The organism is Bradyrhizobium guangxiense (assembly GCF_004114915.1).
GTDB classification, from domain to species: Bacteria; Pseudomonadota; Alphaproteobacteria; order Rhizobiales; family Xanthobacteraceae; genus Bradyrhizobium; species Bradyrhizobium guangxiense.
This window is the reverse complement of record NZ_CP022219.1, coordinates 3,253,260-3,270,382: the sequence shown is the minus strand read 5'-3', so window position 1 is coordinate 3,270,382 and position 17,123 is coordinate 3,253,260. Positions and strand designations below refer to the sequence as shown.

Annotated in this window: 15 protein-coding genes; 8 read left to right on the top strand and 7 right to left on the bottom strand. The window is 65.1% G+C overall.

The window, feature by feature from the left end:
• Nucleotides 1–21: 21 nt before the first annotated feature.
• Nucleotides 22–1,524: a class I adenylate-forming enzyme family protein gene (locus tag X268_RS15405; protein WP_128925738.1), complete on the bottom strand. Its 1,503-nt coding sequence runs from the start codon at nucleotides 1,522–1,524 to the stop codon at nucleotides 22–24.
• 4 nt (nucleotides 1,525–1,528) lie between these two features.
• The gene (locus X268_RS15400; RefSeq protein ID WP_128925737.1) at nucleotides 1,529–3,385 is read right to left on the bottom strand and encodes an extracellular solute-binding protein; all 1,857 of its coding nucleotides are present in this window, start codon (nucleotides 3,383–3,385) and stop codon (nucleotides 1,529–1,531) included.
• A 260-nt stretch (nucleotides 3,386–3,645) separates the two neighbouring features.
• Here X268_RS15400 and X268_RS15395 point away from each other — a divergent pair, with 260 nt between their 5' ends.
• Nucleotides 3,646–4,461 (top strand): invasion associated locus B family protein, encoded by an 816-nt coding sequence (locus X268_RS15395; RefSeq protein ID WP_128925736.1) that lies wholly within the window; start codon nucleotides 3,646–3,648, stop codon nucleotides 4,459–4,461.
• A gap of 110 nt (nucleotides 4,462–4,571) precedes the next feature.
• Here X268_RS15395 and hspQ read toward each other — a convergent pair whose 3' ends face one another.
• Nucleotides 4,572–4,904 carry a heat shock protein HspQ gene (gene hspQ / locus X268_RS15390; RefSeq protein WP_018317973.1) on the bottom strand — a complete coding sequence of 111 codons (333 nt, stop codon included), beginning with the start codon at nucleotides 4,902–4,904 and terminating at the stop codon, nucleotides 4,572–4,574.
• Between the two features lie 106 nt (nucleotides 4,905–5,010).
• Here hspQ and X268_RS15385 point away from each other — a divergent pair, with 106 nt between their 5' ends.
• Nucleotides 5,011–5,964 carry an AEC family transporter gene (locus X268_RS15385; RefSeq protein ID WP_128925735.1) on the top strand — a complete coding sequence of 318 codons (954 nt, stop codon included), beginning with the start codon at nucleotides 5,011–5,013 and terminating at the stop codon, nucleotides 5,962–5,964.
• A gap of 20 nt (nucleotides 5,965–5,984) precedes the next feature.
• Here X268_RS15385 and X268_RS15380 read toward each other — a convergent pair whose 3' ends face one another.
• Complete coding sequence (locus X268_RS15380) at nucleotides 5,985–7,169, bottom strand: UbiH/UbiF family hydroxylase (protein WP_128925734.1); 1,185 nt, start codon at nucleotides 7,167–7,169, stop codon at nucleotides 5,985–5,987.
• Between the two features lie 86 nt (nucleotides 7,170–7,255).
• On the opposite strand from X268_RS15380, the gene pcsA reads away from it, so the two are divergent.
• The 3 genes from pcsA (at nucleotide 7,256) to X268_RS15365 (ending at nucleotide 9,806) form a co-directional block, all read left to right on the top strand.
• A complete protein-coding gene (gene pcsA, locus X268_RS15375) occupies nucleotides 7,256–8,023 on the top strand; it encodes a phosphatidylcholine synthase (RefSeq protein ID WP_128925733.1) in 768 nt (255 codons plus the stop codon).
• On the top strand, nucleotides 8,020–8,754 hold the full coding sequence (locus X268_RS15370; protein WP_128925732.1) for a TerC family protein: 735 nt from the start codon (nucleotides 8,020–8,022) through the stop codon (nucleotides 8,752–8,754). Before pcsA ends, X268_RS15370 begins: the two co-directional genes overlap by 4 nt.
• A 77-nt stretch (nucleotides 8,755–8,831) precedes the next feature.
• Entirely contained in the window at nucleotides 8,832–9,806 is a 975-nt protein-coding gene (locus X268_RS15365; protein WP_128925731.1) for a quinone oxidoreductase family protein, read from the top strand.
• Nucleotides 9,807–9,930: 124 nt separating this feature from the next.
• Here X268_RS15365 and X268_RS15355 read toward each other — a convergent pair whose 3' ends face one another.
• The gene (locus X268_RS15355; RefSeq protein ID WP_128925730.1) at nucleotides 9,931–11,121 is read right to left on the bottom strand and encodes an acetylornithine transaminase; all 1,191 of its coding nucleotides are present in this window, start codon (nucleotides 11,119–11,121) and stop codon (nucleotides 9,931–9,933) included.
• Nucleotides 11,122–11,408: 287 nt separating this feature from the next.
• Nucleotides 11,409–12,050 (bottom strand): hypothetical protein, encoded by a 642-nt coding sequence (locus X268_RS15350; protein WP_128925729.1) that lies wholly within the window; start codon nucleotides 12,048–12,050, stop codon nucleotides 11,409–11,411.
• A gap of 364 nt (nucleotides 12,051–12,414) precedes the next feature.
• On the opposite strand from X268_RS15350, the gene X268_RS15345 reads away from it, so the two are divergent.
• Complete coding sequence (locus tag X268_RS15345; protein ID WP_164937752.1) at nucleotides 12,415–13,356, top strand: hypothetical protein; 942 nt, start codon at nucleotides 12,415–12,417, stop codon at nucleotides 13,354–13,356.
• A gap of 280 nt (nucleotides 13,357–13,636) precedes the next feature.
• On the opposite strand, the gene rimO is transcribed toward X268_RS15345, so the two are convergent.
• Entirely contained in the window at nucleotides 13,637–14,962 is a 1,326-nt protein-coding gene (rimO, locus tag X268_RS15340) for a 30S ribosomal protein S12 methylthiotransferase RimO (protein ID WP_128925727.1), read from the bottom strand.
• 111 nt (nucleotides 14,963–15,073) lie between these two features.
• Here rimO and X268_RS15335 point away from each other — a divergent pair, with 111 nt between their 5' ends.
• Together X268_RS15335 and X268_RS15330 are read left to right on the top strand one after the other, a co-directional pair.
• Nucleotides 15,074–15,664, top strand: coding sequence for an ANTAR domain-containing response regulator (locus X268_RS15335; protein WP_128925726.1), 591 nt, complete (start codon nucleotides 15,074–15,076; stop codon nucleotides 15,662–15,664).
• Nucleotides 15,661–16,824, top strand: a complete 1,164-nt coding sequence (locus tag X268_RS15330) for a CmpA/NrtA family ABC transporter substrate-binding protein (protein ID WP_128925725.1) — start codon at nucleotides 15,661–15,663, stop codon at nucleotides 16,822–16,824. Before X268_RS15335 ends, X268_RS15330 begins: the two co-directional genes overlap by 4 nt.
• Nucleotides 16,825–17,123: the final 299 nt, after the last annotated feature.

The window sequence follows — 17,123 nt, the reverse complement described above, 5'->3', positions numbered from 1 at the left end:
ACGGAGGTGGCAAAACTGTGCCTAGACTGGCCCGGAGCGGTCACGAAAGGCTTCGACCATCAGGGGGTTAAGCCCGAGCTCGCTGAGCGCCTCGCGGGCGCGGGCATTGTCCTGGGCGCGCCCGGCGAGCCGGTGGCCCGAGAGCCGGTCGGGCAGCGCGGTAAGCAGCGCGCCCTGGCCGAGCCGGCGGGCCCATTCCTGCAGGTCGTTTGAGAGGAAGCGGTAGCCGCCGACGGCCATAATGCCGGAGGGGGGCGCGGTGATGCAGATGGCGCCGCTCGGACGGTCGAGCCGAGCGGCATAGCCGGTGTCGACATAGTCGCGCGGCGGCTGCGCCGTCAGCGTCTCGCCGACCGGCTGCGGCGGCGCATAGGCCGCGATCGGCACCATCGCGCCGCGGAGGCCGAGCGTGCCCTTCGGCGTCAGCAGGATTTCGCCGGCAATGGACGAGCCCGCTTGCTCGCGCGGGGCGCCGTGCGGCCCGGGCATCACCGGGACCGGCATGCCGTCCTCACCGCGGCGGGCGCCGAACAGGCCGGCCTCTCCGAACAGATAGACGTCGGTCAGGGGCGCATGGGGAGCGATCCAGGCATCGCTCGCCGCCACCTGCTCGGGCGCGCGCCACAGGCCGATGACGTTGCGCAGGGTCGGCATCCGGGCCGCCAGATCGGCATCGCCGAGCCGCAAGGCAAGCTGCGCCGGCGCGATCAGCACCTCGCATTCATGCTCGTTGATCTGCTGCTCCAGCACCTCGTTCTCGAACGGATGATGCAGCGCCAGCGCGCCACCGGAGAGCAGCCACACCGCGAGTGAGGAGGCGAGGCCGGCGAACGACATCGGCGCGAACGCCGTCATCACGGTCGCGCCCTGCCTGATGTCGGCTTCCAGCGACATCGCAAGGCCGCCCGCGATCAGGCTGAAATGCGGCCGCGGCACCGGCCGAAAGCCTTCCGCCGTGACGTCGAAGGAGATCATCGCCGCCTTGCGGCCGTCTTGGATCACGGCACGCGTGGTGCCGGGCGGACGGGCCAGGACGTCGTCGAGCGAGGCCATGCCTTCGGGCAGGTCGCCTCCGAAGCCGTAGACATGACGGATCGAGAAAGCTTCGGCGGCGGCGTGCATCGCGAGGTCGGCATAGCCGATGCCGTCGACCGTGCTCATGGTGACGATGGCGCGCGCCGCGGTGCGGTTGAGCGCCGCGGTCAGCTCTGCATGCCGCCACAGCAGCGGCAGTACGGCGACGACGAGGCCGGCGCGATGGGCGGCGAGCACCGTGAGCACGAACTCGACCGTGTTGGGCAACTGGATCGCAATGACGGAATTGGCCGGCAGGCCCGATTCGACGAAGTGCGCCGACAGCGCCTCGATAGCCGTGTCGGCCTCGGCATAGGTCATCCGCCGCGGCTGGTGCCCGGTGATGCGCGCCTTGTTGAAGGGATCGAGCAGGGCGGTCGCATGCGGCTGCCGGATCAGCGTGCGCTGAAACAGTGTGTCGAGCGTCGGCGATACGGCTGGCTGGTTCACGGCGTTACTTCGCTTGCGTCGCTGGAGGCTCACCCTTCGACCACCAAGTCTCCGGCAGGTAGCCTGAGAGCGAGGTGTCGTTGGGCCGTTCTATCCGATTCCAGCGCGCGATCCATTGCTCGGATACGTTAAACAGCGGGATTGTATAGAAGCCTGCGATCAAGGCGCGGTCGAGCGCCCGCACCGACGAGACGAAATCCGTATGTTCACGGGCCTCGAGCAGGGTGGCGATCATGGCATCGATCGCCGGATCCTTGGCGCCCATGTAGTTGCGGGTGCCCGGATTGTCCGCGGCAGCGCTGCCCCAGTAGAAATATTGCTCGTTGCCCGGCGACAGCGACTGGTCCCAGCGGTTCTGGATCATGTCGAACTCGAAGGCGAGCCGGCGCTGGTCGAATTGCACGGGATCGACCGACCGCACGCTCGGCTCGATTCCGGCGCGCTTGAGGTCGCGCTGGAACGCGAGCGCGATCCGCTCCTGGTCGCGGGTCGTGACCAGGATCTCGAAGGTGAACGGAGCCTTGGTCGTGCGGTTGCGCAGCACATTGCCGTTGAGCTCGTAGCCGGCCTCCGACAACAATTTCAGCGCCGCGCGCAACGTGGTGCGGTCGTGCCCCGAGCCGTCGGTGACCGGCAGGCGGTAGCTGCCCTCCATGATGTCGGGCGGAATTCGGGCCGCGAACGGCTTCAGCAGGTCGCGCTCGCGCGTGTCCGCGGGCCGGCCATAGGCCGAGAGGTCCGAGCCGGCAAAATAGCCGGCGACGCGCGAATAGAGTCCGAAGAAGTAGTTGCGGTTGACCAGCTCGAAATCGAACAGCAGCGTCAGCGCCCGGCGCACGCGGATGTCGGCGAAGATCGGGCGGCGCGTGTTGAAGACCAGGAATTCGGACGGCTGCGGCACCCCCGGCTTGACGGTGTCGCGGATCACCTCGCCGCTCCTTGCGGCCGGAAAATCGTAGCCGTCATGCCATCGCAGCGGCTCGTGCTCGATGCGGAAATCGTAGAGACCGCGCTTGAAGGCTTCGAACTGGCCGTTGGCCTCGCGAAAATAGTCGAGCCGGATCTCGTCGAAATTGTAGAGCCCGCGGTTGATGGGCAGGTCGCGGCCCCAATAGTCGGGATTGCGGGTCAGCGTGACGCTGGCGCCGGGCTTGACCGCCGTGACGCGATAGGGGCCGGACCCGATCGGGCTCGTCAGCGTCGTTTCCTCGAAGGTCGCGACATCGATTGCGTGCTTCGGCAGGATCGGCATCAGGCCGAGGATCAGCGGCAGCTCACGATCGTTGGCGCCTGCGAGATCGAAGCGGACGGTGAGGGGATCGGGCGCCTCGACCTTGGCGACCTTGGCGTAGTATTGCCGGTGGTTGGGCCGGCCGTGGTCGCGCAGCAACTGCCAGGAGAACAGCACGTCCTCAGCAAGCACCGGCTTGCCGTCGGAGAAACGGGCGCGCGGATCGAGGCGGAAGGTGACGAAGCTTCGCTCGTCGTCAGTCTCGACGCTTCTGGCGAGCAGGCCATAGAGCGTGAATGGCTCGTCATTGCCGCGCGCGAGCAGGCTCTCGACCACGTAGCTCCGCATCTGCTGCACGGCCAGTCCCTTGACGATGAAGGGATTGAGGCTGTCGAAGGTCCCGAGAACACCCCAGGTCAGGCGGCCGCGCTTGGGGGCATCCGGATTGACGTAGGGCATGTGGGTGAAGTCGGCCGGCATCGCCGGCTTGCCGTGCATGGCGATGGCATGGGCCTCCTCGGCCCGCGCGGCGCCTGACGGCAGTCCGCCGCCAAGGACCGAGACAACGGCCGAGGCCAGGACGCAAAGACGGACACCGAGGCCCTCGAAAAGGCGTGGGAACATGAACATCAGGACACGTTGATTCGAGGATCGGCGCGTTTGAATCCTATCACAGGGAATTTCACCGGGCGCAGCTGCGGATGTGGTCAAAGGCGCTTGTCGGCATTGATCTTTTCGTCGGCCACGTTAAGAAGGCACCCGATCGCGCAAGAGCGTCGAGCCCGTCACTTATCCGCCTCAATTGACGGGGAGAGAGCCGCGCCCAACGCGGCCAGGTTCGGCGCTTCGGAGCGGTTCGGGCACTTCCCGTTCAGAAAGGGTTTTCCGCAATGAATTTCCGTTACTTGGCCGCGTCCGTCCGGCCGCGCGGGCGACTTCTCGCCTTGTTGACGGCGACGGCGTTGGCCGTTCCGTTTGCTGCCGAGGCCCAGACCCCGGCGCCGGCCCCCGGCGCGCCCAAGGCCGCCCCGGCCCCGAAAGCGGCGGCTCCGAAGGCCGCTCCCAAGGCGCCGGCCCAGGCGCAGCCGGCCCCGCAGGCTCCCGCCCAGGGCGCTCCGGCGCAGCAGGGTGCGGCTCAGCCGGCTGACCAGCAGATCCAGCTGATCTACGCGCCCTGGACCAAGTTCTGCCTCAAGGGCCAGGACGCCAACGCCAAGCAGGTCTGCTTCACCGGCAAGGACGGCCGCATCGAATCGGGCCAGCCGGTCATCGCAGCCGTCATCATCGAGCCGGAAGGCGAGCCCAAGAAGATCCTGCGCGTGACGCTGCCGCTCGGCATGCAGCTCGTGCACGGCACCCGCATCATCGTCGACAGCAACGCGCCGCTGCAGAGCCCGTATGTGATCTGCTTCCAAAACGGCTGCATGTCCGACTACGAGGCGACGCCCGAGCTCATCAACAACATGAAGAAGGGCCAGAATCTCGTCGTCCAGGCGATCAATGCCAACGGTGCGCCGCTGCCCCTGCCGCTGCCGCTCGCCGGCGAATTCCAGAAGGCCTATGACGGTCCGCCGACCGATCCGAAGGTGTTCGAGGAAACCCAGAAGAAGCTCCAGGAAGAGCTGCAGAAGAAGGCCGAAGAGCAGCGCAAGAAGCTCGAACAGCAGGGTACGCCTCCCGGCACACCACCGGCTGGTCAGAAGTAATCGGGACCAAATCCCGGACATGGAAAAGGCGCTCATCTCGAGCGCCTTTTTTGCTGCCCGCACGTCGAGAGGTGAACGAAGCCCTCGCCGCGTGAAGCCTTCGCCGCGTTCTAGTTCAGCGAGGGATTGCGCGGGCGGTAGCCGCCATCCTTGTTCTTGATGAATATCTCGGCGACCTGGGAATGCCGGATCGGCTCGCCGGACTCGTCCGGCAGCAGGTTCTGCTCGGACACATAGGCGACGTACTCGGACTCAGCGTTCTCCGCGAGCAGGTGGTAGAACGGCTGGTCCTTGTGGGGCCGCACCTCCTCGGGGATCGACAGCCACCACTCCTCGGTGTTGTTGAATTCCGGATCGATGTCGAAGATCACGCCCCGGAATGAGAAGATCCGGTGGCGCACGACCTGTCCGATCTGGAATTTGGCGGTCCGCGCTTTAATCATCTCTCGTCGATAGACCAGGATTGTGGCCGATGCTAGTGCCCTGATCTGGAATTCACCTGCGCTTGCTGGGCGGATAGCCCCAAAATCTTCAGAAAACACTTCATCAATGGTCGATATCCTCAATTTGGCACTACCTTATTTCGGCTTGATCTTCGTCGGCTTTGCGTGCGGCAAGGTCAAATCGCTGCCGGAATCGGGCCTCGCCTGGATGAACTTCTTCCTGCTCTACGTGTCGCTGCCGGCGCTGCTGTTTGCGATCATGTCCAAGACGCCGTTCTCGGAATTGAACAACCCGCCGTTCCTGATCGCGACCACGCTGTCCACCGTCGCTGCATTCACGCTGGCGCTGGTGGTCGGCAAGGTTTTCGGCCGGCTGACACTGCGCGAGGCGACGCTCGCCGGCCTCTCGGGTGGCTACGGTAATATCGGCTACATGGGGCCCGGGCTGGCGCTCGCCGTGCTCGGGACCAAGGCTGCGGCGCCGACCGCGCTGATCTTCTGCTGCGACAGCATCTTCCTGTTCACCATCGTGCCGCTGCTGATCGAGCTATCCGACCGCGACCATCCCTCGATCGTGCACGCCTTCGGCGTCGTGCTGAAGCAGATCGTGCTCAATCCGCTGATCATGTCGGCCTGCTTTGGTGCGGCGGTCGCGGCGCTGCATATCGAAATGCCCGTCGCGCTCGACCGCATCATCACCTTCCTGCAGAACGCCGCGGCCCCAACCGCGCTGTTCGTGCTCGGCGTGACCGTGGCGCTGCGCCCGTTCGACCGCGTCCCATGGGAGGTGCCGGGCGTGATCGCGATCAAGCTGCTGGTCCATCCGCTCGCTGCATTCGGCCTGATGCTGGTGTTCGGGCCGTTCGCGCAGCCCTGGGCCGCGACCGCGGTGTTGATGGCATCGCTGCCGCCCGCGCTGAACGTGTTCGTGATCGCCCGGCAGAACGAGGCCTGGATCGAATCCGCCTCCGTCGCCGTGCTGCTCGGAACCTTCGCGTCGGTGGTCACATTGACCAGCGTGATGTGGGCGATCCAGACGGGACGGCTGGCGTTTCCGTAGCGGCTTGTCCGCCGCCAAGCCTAACGTCGCCAGGTTGGCGTCAGGCCCTCGCGCATCGCAAAGCGGCGAAGCGGGCCGATGGCGCCGAGCAGGTGCATCCCGACGGCGCGAACCGGCTGCAGCGGCAGGAAATCATTGAGCAGGGAGCGGTTGGCGATGTCGATCGCAAACGTCCGGCTCAGGATGTCCGGGCGCCGGGCACGATCGTAGCGCTTCAGCACCTCGTCCGCGCCGGGATCCTGGCCCGCGGCGATGGCTTCGCCGGCAAGCCGCGCGATGTCGGCGGCATCACGCAGGCCGAGATTGAGGCCCTGCGCGCCGATCGGCGGAACCACATGGGCGGCTTCGCCGACGAGCGCGATGCGGTCGCGGCCGAAGGATTTTGGACGTTCGATGGCCAGCGGGAACAGGTTGCGCCCGGGCTCGACCGTCATGCGTCCCAGGATCGAATGTGACTGCTTCTCGACCGCTGCGGACAGCTCCTCATCGCTCAAGCTGCGGAGCCGTTCGGCTTCCGCCGGTGCCGAGACCCAGACGACACTGGAGCGGTCGCCGGGCAGGGGCACGAACACGCAAGGCCCGTGCGGGGTGTGGAACTCGGTGGAGACGTTGCGATGCGGCCGCACGTGCCCGACGTTGAAGGTCAGCGCCGTCTGGTTCAGCTCACGCCGCGTCACCTCGATGCCGGCGGCCTCCCGGCACAGCGAATGCCGGCCGTCGGCGCCGACCACGAGACGGGCTGAGAGAAACTGTGCGGAAGCCGTGCGGATCGCGACGTCGTCGGCTTCGATGATGACGCTTTCGGCCTCGTCGTCGAAACGGACGAGATTGGGCAGCTCAGCCGCACGCTGTTCCAACGCCAGCATCAGCGAGCGATTGTCGATATTGTAGCCGAAGGCGTCGAGGGCGATCTCGTGACAGGAGAACCTGACCTCCGGGCTGCGGAACAGCCGGCCGGTGTCGTCGACCAGGCGCATGACCTCGAGCGCGGCTGCCTTGTCCTTGCAGCGCGACCAGACATCGAGCGTCTCCAGGAGGTCGACGGATGCGCCGAGCAACGCGGTGGTGCGATTGTCGGCATAGGGAACGCGGCGCGCCACCAGTGCGGTCCGGGCACCCGCCTGAGCCAGCGCGATCGCCGCGGCAAGGCCCGCCGGTCCGCCGCCGATCACGGCGGTGTCATGGAGTGTCGATGCGTCTGTCATGGAACGACAAATGACACGCTCGGCGGCAAATTCAAGTCCGCTGATTTTGCCCGGTTTTTCGACGAATTGTGCGGCCGGGCGACGCCATGGCGGATGTGCAAATCGGCCTCGTTCTGATAGCAGAAGCCATGGATAGCCAAGAGGATTCCCTGAAGCCCACGCCCGTGATCCGCGCCGCGGCCTTCTCGGTGCACATCTTCACCGCGTTCGGCGCGGCGATCGCGCTGCTGGCGATGCTTGAAGCCGTCCGCGAGCACTGGGCGGCGATGTTTCAATGGCTGGGCGTCGCCCTGATCATCGACGCGATCGACGGTCCGATCGCGCGCCGGCTCGACGTCAAGAACGTGCAGCCGAACTGGTCGGGCGACGTGCTCGATCTCGTGGTCGACTTCGTCACCTATGTCTTCGTGCCGGCCTACGCGATCGTGGCCAGCGGGCTGTTGCTGCCCGTCGCAGCTCCCTTGCTCGGCGTCGCCATCATCGTCACCAGCGCATTATATTTCGCCGATCTGCGCATGAAGGCGGACGACAATCATTTCCGCGGCTTCCCGGCGCTGTGGAATGCGGCGGCGTTCTACCTGTTCCTGCTGCATTGGCCGCCGCTGTGGTCGACGCTGCTGGTGGCCGCGCTCGTGGTGCTGACCTTCGTGCCGTTCCACGTGCTGCATCCGGTCCGCGTCGTGCGGCTGCGCTGGCTGACGATGTCGCTGATCGCGCTCTGGGCGGTGCTCGGCCTCTACGTGCTGGAGATGGACTTCCACGTCGGCACCTCCGTCACCATCGTGCTCTGCGCCATCGCGCTCTGGATCAGCTTCAGCGACGCCTTGATCCGCCTGGCAAGATCGTTCGCATGATGCACCTGCTGACCAGCCCCGAAGCCTGGGCGGCGCTGCTCACCTTGACGTCGCTCGAGATCGTGCTCGGCATCGACAACGTCATCTTCCTGTCGGTGATCGTCTCGCGCATCCCGGCGCGGCAGGCGCATCGCGCCCGCCAGATCGGCCTCGCGCTGGCGCTGGTGTTCCGCATCATCCTGCTCAGCCTCCTGGTCTGGCTGATCGGCCTGACCGCGCCGGTGTTCGCCGTCAAGGGCTACGACTTCTCCTGGCGCGACCTTATCCTGATCGGTGGCGGCCTGTTCCTGATCGCCAAGGCGACGCATGAGATTCACGGCGAGGTCGAAGCCGAGGACGGCGAGGGCGAGGCGAGCTCCGGCCGTAGCGCCTTCTTCTGGGTGATCGTCCAGATCGTGATCATCGACATCGTGTTCTCGCTGGATTCGATCATCACCGCGATCGGCATGGCGCAGGACATCGAGATCATGGTCGCGGCGGTCGTGATCGCATGCCTGATCATGTACATTTCGGCAGGGCCGGTGTCGCGCTTCGTCGCGGAGCATCCGACGACGAAGATGCTGGCGCTGGCCTTCCTGGTGCTGATCGGGGTCGCGCTGGTCGCGGACGGATTCCAATTCCACATTCCCCGCGGCTATATCTATTTCGCAATTGCGTTCTCCGCGGCGGTCGAATTCTTCAATGTGCTGGCGAAGCGCAACCGCAGGAAAACCGGCAAGCCCGCCGCCTAGCGGCTGCGGCGAGCGTCAAGTTGACAAGGCGGGCGCGATGTCTTTCGCTCAAGCCCGGGAGAAGAGGAGGCCAGGTGATGACCAAAGCGGTCCGTGTGCACAAGGTCGGAGGCCCCGAGGCCCTGGTCTATGAGAGTGTCGAGGTGCCGGCACCCGGTCCCGGCGAGGTGCGCATTCGTCAGCATGCGGTCGGCCTGAACTTCATCGACGTCTATTACCGCACCGGTCTCTACAAGGCGCCGGGGCTGCCCTTCATTGCCGGCAACGAGGCCTCGGGCGAGGTCATGGCGGTCGGGCCCGGCGTGACGAATTTCCATCCCGGCGACCGCGTCGCCTACTACCACAATCTCGGTGCGTATACCGGCGAGCGCAACATCCCCTGGGAGAAGCTGGTCAAGCTGCCCGACCACATCACCCACGAGCAGGGTGCCGTGCTGATGCTGAAGGGGCTGACTGTCTGGTATCTCCTGCACAAGCCCTTCAAGGTCGAGCCGCATCACCGCGTGCTGATTCATGCCGCCGCCGGCGGCATCGGCCTGCTCGCCTGCCAATGGGCGAGGGCGCTCGGGGCGCACGTCATCGGCACGGTCGGCTCGCGCGAGAAGGCCGAGCTCGCCGAGGCCAATGGCTGCGACCACGTCATCCTCTACAACGAGGAGGACTTCGTCGCGCGCGTCAAGCAGATCAGCCGCAACGAAGGCTGCGATGTCGTCTATGACGGCGTCGGCAAGGCGACGTTCCCGGGCTCGCTGTCCTGCCTGAAGCCGCGCGGCATGTTCGTCTCGTTCGGCAACGCCTCGGGCCCGGTGCCCCCGTTCTCGATCGCCGAGCTCAACAATCACGGCTCGCTGTTCGCGACGCGGCCGAAGCTCAACGACTACATCGGCACGCGCAAGGAGCTGCTGGAAGGCGCCGACACGCTGTTCGCAGCCGTCATCAACGGCAAGCTGCACGTGCCGATCAACCACGCCTACGCGCTCAAGGACGCCGCAAAGGCCCATATCGACCTCGAAAGCCGCAAGACCACCGGCGCGTCGATCTTGAAGCCGTGAGTGGCTGTCATTCCGGGGTGGCTCGACGAGCCGAACCCGGAATCTCGAGATTCTCAGGTGCGCAATTGCGCACCATAGTTCGATGCTGCGCATCGCCCCGGAATGACGAACGTGCGGATACGTCCTACGCGACGCGCCGTGCCGCCCCAGCTTTCGTCAAGATCGCGTCGAGACATTCGATCATCTCGGCGATCTCTGCCTTCGTGACGTTCAGCGCCGGTATGAAGCGCAAGGTGTCGACCTGCGGGGCGTTCAGCAGCACACCGGCTTCGAACGCCTGCGCGACGATGCCCAGCGCGATCGGCAGCTTGAGGTCGAGTGCGAGCAACAGGCCGCGTCCCCGCACGCCGCCGAGCCCATGCCGGGCCGAGACCTTCTGCAGCTCGCTTTCGAGCAGGAGGCCGGTCTCGGTGACCTGTTTGAGGAAGTCGGGCACGCTGACCTGTTCGAGCACCGCAAGCCCCGCCGCGCACATGATCGGATTGCCGTTGAACGTGCCGCCCTGGTCGCCGTGCTCGAAGCAGGAGGCGCGTTCGGTCGCGAGCAGCGCTGCGAGCGGCACGCCGCCGCCGATGCCCTTGCCGAGCGTCATGATGTCGGGGGCGATGCCGGCGTGCTCGTAGTGGAAGAGCTTTCCGGTCCGGCCCATGCCGGTCTGGATCTCGTCGAAAATGAGCAGCAGGCCGTGTGCCTCGGTCAGCGCGCGAAGCTCCTGCAGAAACTGATCGGTCGCAGGCCATACGCCGGATTCACCCTGGATCGGCTCCAGCATCACAGCGACGGTGTTAGCGTTGATCAGCTTTTCGACCGAGGCGATGTCGTTCAACTTCGCTTTCTTGAAGCCCGCGACCTTCGGCTCGAACAGCGGCTCGAATGCCTTCTTGCCCGAGGCCGACATCGTCGCCAGGGTCCGGCCGTGGAAGCCGCCTTCGAAGCTGATGATCTCGAACGCGCCGCCTTTGTGCAGGCTGCCATATTTTCGCGCGAGCTTGATCGCCCCCTCATTGGCTTCCGCGCCTGAATTGGCGAAAAAGACCTGGTCGAACGCGCTGTTCTCGACCAGCGCCTGCGCCAGCTTCAGGCTCGGCTCGTTGTAGAAGGCCGGGCTCGGCGTCAATAGCCGCTTGGCCTGTGCGGCGAGCGCATCGGCGATCGCGGGCGAGGAGTGGCCGAGGCAGTTCACGGCCCAGCCCTGCACGAAATCCAGATAGCGCTTGCGGCTGTCGTCCCAGAGGTAGGAGCCGGCGCCGCGGACGAACACGGCCTTCGGCCGTGCGGTGATGTCCATCAGCGCGTCATACGGATGCGTGGTCATGTCGAACTCCTCTGGAGGCGGGTGGAAAAGGGGCGCAAAAAGCAGAAAGGCCGCACCTTGCGGGTGCGGCCTTCTCGAAAACTTCAGCTGAATTCAGTGGTTCAGCGGCGTCCTCGGACATGGCGCACCCTCTCGTCGTCGCGGGAGCGACGGCGGTGCATGTTGGTGCGCTGGTTGGTCCGGGCGTTGATCATGGGGCGCGTCCGTACAGCCGAATAGCAGGACTTGTCAAGCGGGCTTTTGCAACAAGCAGGCATTTTGCAAGATGCTCGCCGAGCGTGCGTCGGTCACGTCGGGTGCGCGGCTTCCTCGGCCTCTTCATCGCCCCAATCAGCGTCCGCGATAGCGGTGTCGATCACCTCACCGCGCAGCAGCTTGAGCGGCGAATTCCAGTACAGCGCGATGTTGTGGAAGGGATCGGTCAGCACCTTGAACACCCAGACGAGGCCCATCGTGACATCGCGCGTCGCGAACAGCTGCAGCATGCGCGCAAGTCCGCCGCCGACACCGATGGCGAGCCAGAGCGTGCCGACATGCCGGACGAAATCGAGGCGGTCAGCTGGCGCATCGAACAGCCCGAACAGCGTCGGAAAGGCATACAGCGCAAGCGGCGCGCTGCCCCAGACCAGCAGCAGGATGATCTTGCGGGTCTGGTTGTAGCCGACCTTGATCGCTTCCTTGTGTTCGTTGCTGACGTCGTTGACGGCGTCATAGCCGTTCGGCTCGAAGAAGAAATGCCCGGTCTGCCGCGTCAGCATCGCGAGCCAGCCGACGATGCCGGCGATGGCGGGGTCCTTGAACAGCAGAGCGTAGCAGCCGAGGAAGATCACAGCACTGATCAGGTGCAGCGTCTGGTTGACGGTGCTCTGGTGGTAGAAGCGGTAATCGTCGAAGCGCTGCGTGCGCAGCATGTCCGAGAGGCGGCTCATCCTCGTTCCTCGCTCGCGTTGAAAGCGCGGGCAGAGTTAGGCCGAGTCCGTGACCTCTGCGTGAATGCATTATAGTGTCACATTGCGGCCGAGGGCCTACTGAACGCGATGATGCGCGACGCTATCGGCGATGCCGGCAGTGATCGCCTTGGCCGCCGCGATGTCGCGCTCCGCGCCTTCGGCCTATCGTGCCGATTGCGCCCAGCGCTGAGCCGATACCAACCTTGTGATTGTATTTCGCCGAATGCAGCGCAGAAACCATTGAGCCTCTAGCGCGTTTGTGATCAAGGGACATAGTTTGGTTCGAACCGGCCGCCGGACGGTTGAGACCAAAAGGGACGGGACCAACCAGACAGCTTCAGCCTTGTCCGACACGCCTTACCCAATCGACCTCGACAGCATTCGCGGTGCATTTCCGCCGGGTATCGAGGCGCCATCGCTATTGGTCGATTTCGCCGGCTGGCTCAAGGGGCGCCCCTGGGGCAGCGTCGGCTGCTTCTCGCTGCAAGGCCAGTTCTCCGATTCAGCGCCGATCGTCGACGGCAGTTCCTTGCGCGACCGGTTCTCGCTGTTCATGCGCCTGCCTGACGGCTCGGCCGTCGGCGGCTGGTATGGCGCGGGTCTTGACCGCGACAACCCGCCGATCGTCGGACTGGGATCGGAGGGCGATTACGAGCTGCTGGCACCGTCTCTCGACGCGCTGCTGACGAGGCTGACATCGCAGCAATTCGACCGGGCCTGGAATGATCTGAAACCGCATCAGGAAGTCGAGCCCCAAACAGTCGAGCTGGCGCAATGGCTCGCCGGACAGCCGGTCGGCGACAAGGCGGCGTGTGAGGATGGCGCGGCGGATCTGCCCGACTTCCGCGGCTTCGTGGAAAAATGGAGCCGGGATCGCGAGGACTACTGGGCCAATCACCGCCTGATGGCCGAGCTTGGCTGGCGGCTCGCCGCGCATCTGCCCAAGGGCAGGAATGCTTGGGACAAGACGCGTTTCGAGATCGCGATCGTCGGGACCCAATACCAGGCCCGCGTGCTGACGCGCGGGCCGCAGCCGTTCGAGGAAGCAGGCTCGATCGAATCCCTGCTACGCGATCTGCGCGAGGAAATGCGCCGTGCGCAGCCGGAGCTCGGGCTTTGGTATGCGATGAAATTCGGTCTCTATGCCGACGGCCGGGTCATGCCGAGCTTCGAATACGATGTGCGCCCGACCATCGACGGCGAGCCGGCTGAACTGTCGGAGGCGAAAGCCGATCTTGCCCGCGCCCCGCGCCCGGAGCGCTGGGTGCCGAAATGGCTGGCGTAGCGACCAGTATTCCTAATTGTCGCATTTGCCGGGGTTGCACCAGCGACTGACCGCGGCACTATCCCAGCCACGGGCCTTGTTGACAGAGACACATTGGTCGTAGGTGCACGTCTTGCCCTTTGTTTTTGGCTGCGACGTTTTTTGTTGAGCCAACGTCGGGCTGCTAACGGCCACACCGACGACAACTGCAAAAGCAAATGTCCGCATGAATATATCCCTGCCGGAAAGCTGAAGGCTTACCCCGGCGGAGATGTCTTCGCAATCGGCAGCAGGGCCGGCTCTAGAACCCCGCGACGCTGCCGTGCAGATCGTATGCATCGGCGCGCTCGATCTTGGCGGTGACGATCTCGCCGACACGCAAGGGGCGGCGGCTCGTCAGATACACCGCGCCGTCGATCTCCGGCGCATCGGCCTTGGAGCGGCCCTTGGCGACGGTCGGGCCGACCTCGTCGATGATGATCTGCTGGCGCGTGCCGACCTTGCGCTTGAGCCGGCGCGAGGAGATCTTCTGCTGGCGGGCCATCAGCGCGTTGTAGCGCTCCTGCTTGACCTCTTCGGGCACAGGGTTCTCGATCGCGTTCGAGGTGGCGCCGGCGACCGGCTCGTACTTGAAGCAGCCGACGCGGTCGATCTCGGCCTCGTCCAGCCAGTCGAGCAGATAAGCGAAATCTGAATCGGTCTCGCCGGGGAAGCCGACGATGAAGGTCGAGCGCAAGGCGAGGTCGGGGCATTCCTCGCGCCAGCGCTTGATGCGCGCCAGCGTCTTATCCTGCGCGGCCGGACGCTTCATCGCCTTCAGCACCTCGGGGCTCGCATGCTGGAACGGGATGTCGAGATAGGGCAGCACCTTGCCCGCGTTCATCAGCGCGATGACCTCGTCGACATGCGGGTAGGGATAGACATATTGCAGCCGGACCCAGGCTCCCAGCTCGCCGAGCTCGCGCGCGAGGTCGAGGAATTTGGCGCGGACCTGGTGGTCCTTCCACGGGCTCTCGGCATATTTGAGATCGACGCCATAGGCCGAGGTGTCCTGCGAGATCACCAACAGCTCCTTGACGCCGGCGCCGACCAGGCGCTCGGCCTCGCGCAGCACGTCATTGGCGGGGCGCGAGACCAGATCGCCGCGCAGCTTCGGGATGATGCAGAAGGTGCAGCGGTTGTTGCAGCCCTCGGAGATCTTCAAATAGGCGTAGTGGCGCGGCGTCAGCTTGATGCCGTGCGGCGGCACCAGGTCCACATGCGGATTGTGCGCGGGCGGCAGCGCGCGGTGCACGGCGTCGAGCACGCTCTCATATTGCTGCGGGCCGGTGATGGAGAGCACGCCGGGATAGGCCTGCTCGATCTGCTCGGGCTCGGCGCCCATACAGCCGGTCACGATTACCTTGCCGTTCTCGGCCATGGCCTGGCCGATCGCCGACAGCGATTCCTGCTTGGCGCTGTCGAGGAAGCCGCAGGTGTTGACGATGACAATGTCGGCCCCGTCATGCTTGCGGGCGAGCTCGTAGCCCTCCGCGCGCAGGCGCGTGATGATGCGCTCGGAATCCACCAATGCCTTGGGACACCCGAGTGACACGAAGCTGACCTTGGGCGCAGCCGTCTGATCCATATCCAAATCTGCCTGATTGACCGGCCTGAGCTAGTCCCAATTGCCCATAATTACAACCCTTTGCAGGGCGTTCGGGCGTGCTATGGATGAATCACCTGCCGTGAGTGAGCCATGAGCGCCGAACAGTCGCCCAAAATCGTGATCGTCGACGAAAGCCCGATCCGGGCCGCGATCCTGGAGGAGGGATTGCGCGAAGCCGGGTTCACCCAGGTCGTCCATATCAGCGAGATGCAGAGCCTGCTGGCCCGTATTTATGCGGTCGACCCCGACATCATCCTGATCGACCTGGAGAACCCCAGCCGCGACGTGCTGGAGGCGATGTTCCAGGTCAGCCGCGCCGTGAGGCGGCCGATTGCGATGTTCGTCGACCAGAGCGATTCCGCCTCGATCCAAGCCTCGGTCGAGGCAGGGGTGTCGGCCTACATCGTCGACGGGCTGAAGAAGGAGCGCATCAAGCCGATCCTCGACCTCTGCGTCTCCCGCTTCAACGCCTTCGCCAAGCTCCAGGAGGAACTCGAGCGGACCAAGTCGCAGCTCGAGGACCGCAAGGTCATTGAACGCGCCAAGGGAATCCTGATGAGGGTGAAGGGCCTGACCGAGGACGAGGCCTATGTGCTGCTGCGCTCCACCGCGATGCGCGAGAAGAAGAAAATCGGCGAGATCGCGCAGTCGATCATCACCGCGTCGGAGATGCTGAAATGACCGCCACCCTTCGCATCGGGTTCATTCCGCTGGTCGACGCCGCCGCGCTGATCGTCGCCGTCGACAAGGGATTTGCCGCCGCCGAAGGGCTCGATGTCGAGCTCGTGCGCGAGGTCTCCTGGTCCAACGTTCGCGACAAGCTCAATATCGGCCTGTTCGATGCCGCGCATCTGCTTGCGCCGGTGGCGATCGCGTCCTCGCTCGGACTCGGTCACGTCAAGGTGCCGATCGCCGCGCCGTTCAATCTCGGCATCAACGGCAATGCCATCACGGTCTCGCCGGCGCTTCATGCCGCGCTGATGGAGCAGATCGACGGCGACCGCTTCGATCCGATGGCGACGGCGAAAGCGCTGGCGAAGGTTGTTGCCATCAGGCGCAAGGCGGGAGCCGAGCCGCTGACCTTCGGCATGACCTTCCCATTCTCCACCCACAATTATCAATTGCGGTTCTGGATGGCAGCGGCCGGCGTCGATCCCGACGAGGATGTGCGCCTCGTGGTGCTGCCGCCGCCCTATATGGTCGACAGCCTCAAGAACGGCCATGTCGATGCGTTCTGCGTCGGCGCGCCCTGGAACTCGATCGCGGTCGATCTCGGAATCGGTCACATCCTGCACTTCGTCTCCGACATCCTGGTCCGTGCGGCGGAGAAGGTGCTGGCGGTCCGCCAGACCTGGGCCGACAAGAACCCTGACGTGGTCGCAGCCCTGGTGCGGGCAGCCGTGAAGGCCGCGGAGTTCATCGAGCATCCCGAGAACCGGACCGAGGCGGCGCAAATCCTGGCGCAGCCCGAGCGGATCGGCGTCGACGCCGAGGTCATCCAGCGCACCCTGACGGGGCGCCTGAAGATCTCGCCCGATGGCACCTTCCGCGAAAGCGGCCGCTACCTGCTGGTCGGACGCGAAGGGGCAGGACGGCCCGATCCGACCCAGGCCGCTTGGCTCTATGCCCAGATGGTGCGCTGGGGCCAGACGGCGCTCACCCCTGATGGCGTCAAGACGGCGATGGCGGTGTTCAGGCCCGATCTTTACGACGCGGCGCTCGGCAACAGGGCGCCCGAGCAAGCTCCTGCGGCGTTCGGGGCATTCGCTGGCCCGGTGTTCGATCCCGACAACATCCGGGGGCATCTTGAGGCCTTTGAGGTCGGGCGCTGGAAGACGTGATTCGGCCTTGCATCAATTTTGAGCAGGTGCGCTCGTCGGTTAAAGTTTGAGCGTCCTGCTCGAATTTCGTGAGCCATGGGTGGCCGGGATTTTCCGGGCCGGTCCTTAATCATCTGAAATCACTGCAATTCCTCTTTGGTCAAAGCTGGCACGCAACTTGAATGTTGCACTGCGGCCAGCTTGTCACAGGTGACTGCTGAGCCAAGTCCCGCAGCAACGAAGCTGATCGGACCGTTGGGTAATGAGGCCGGCTTGTGAGCCAGCCAAGTTCCTCGCGGGTCGCACCAATGTCCGTCGAT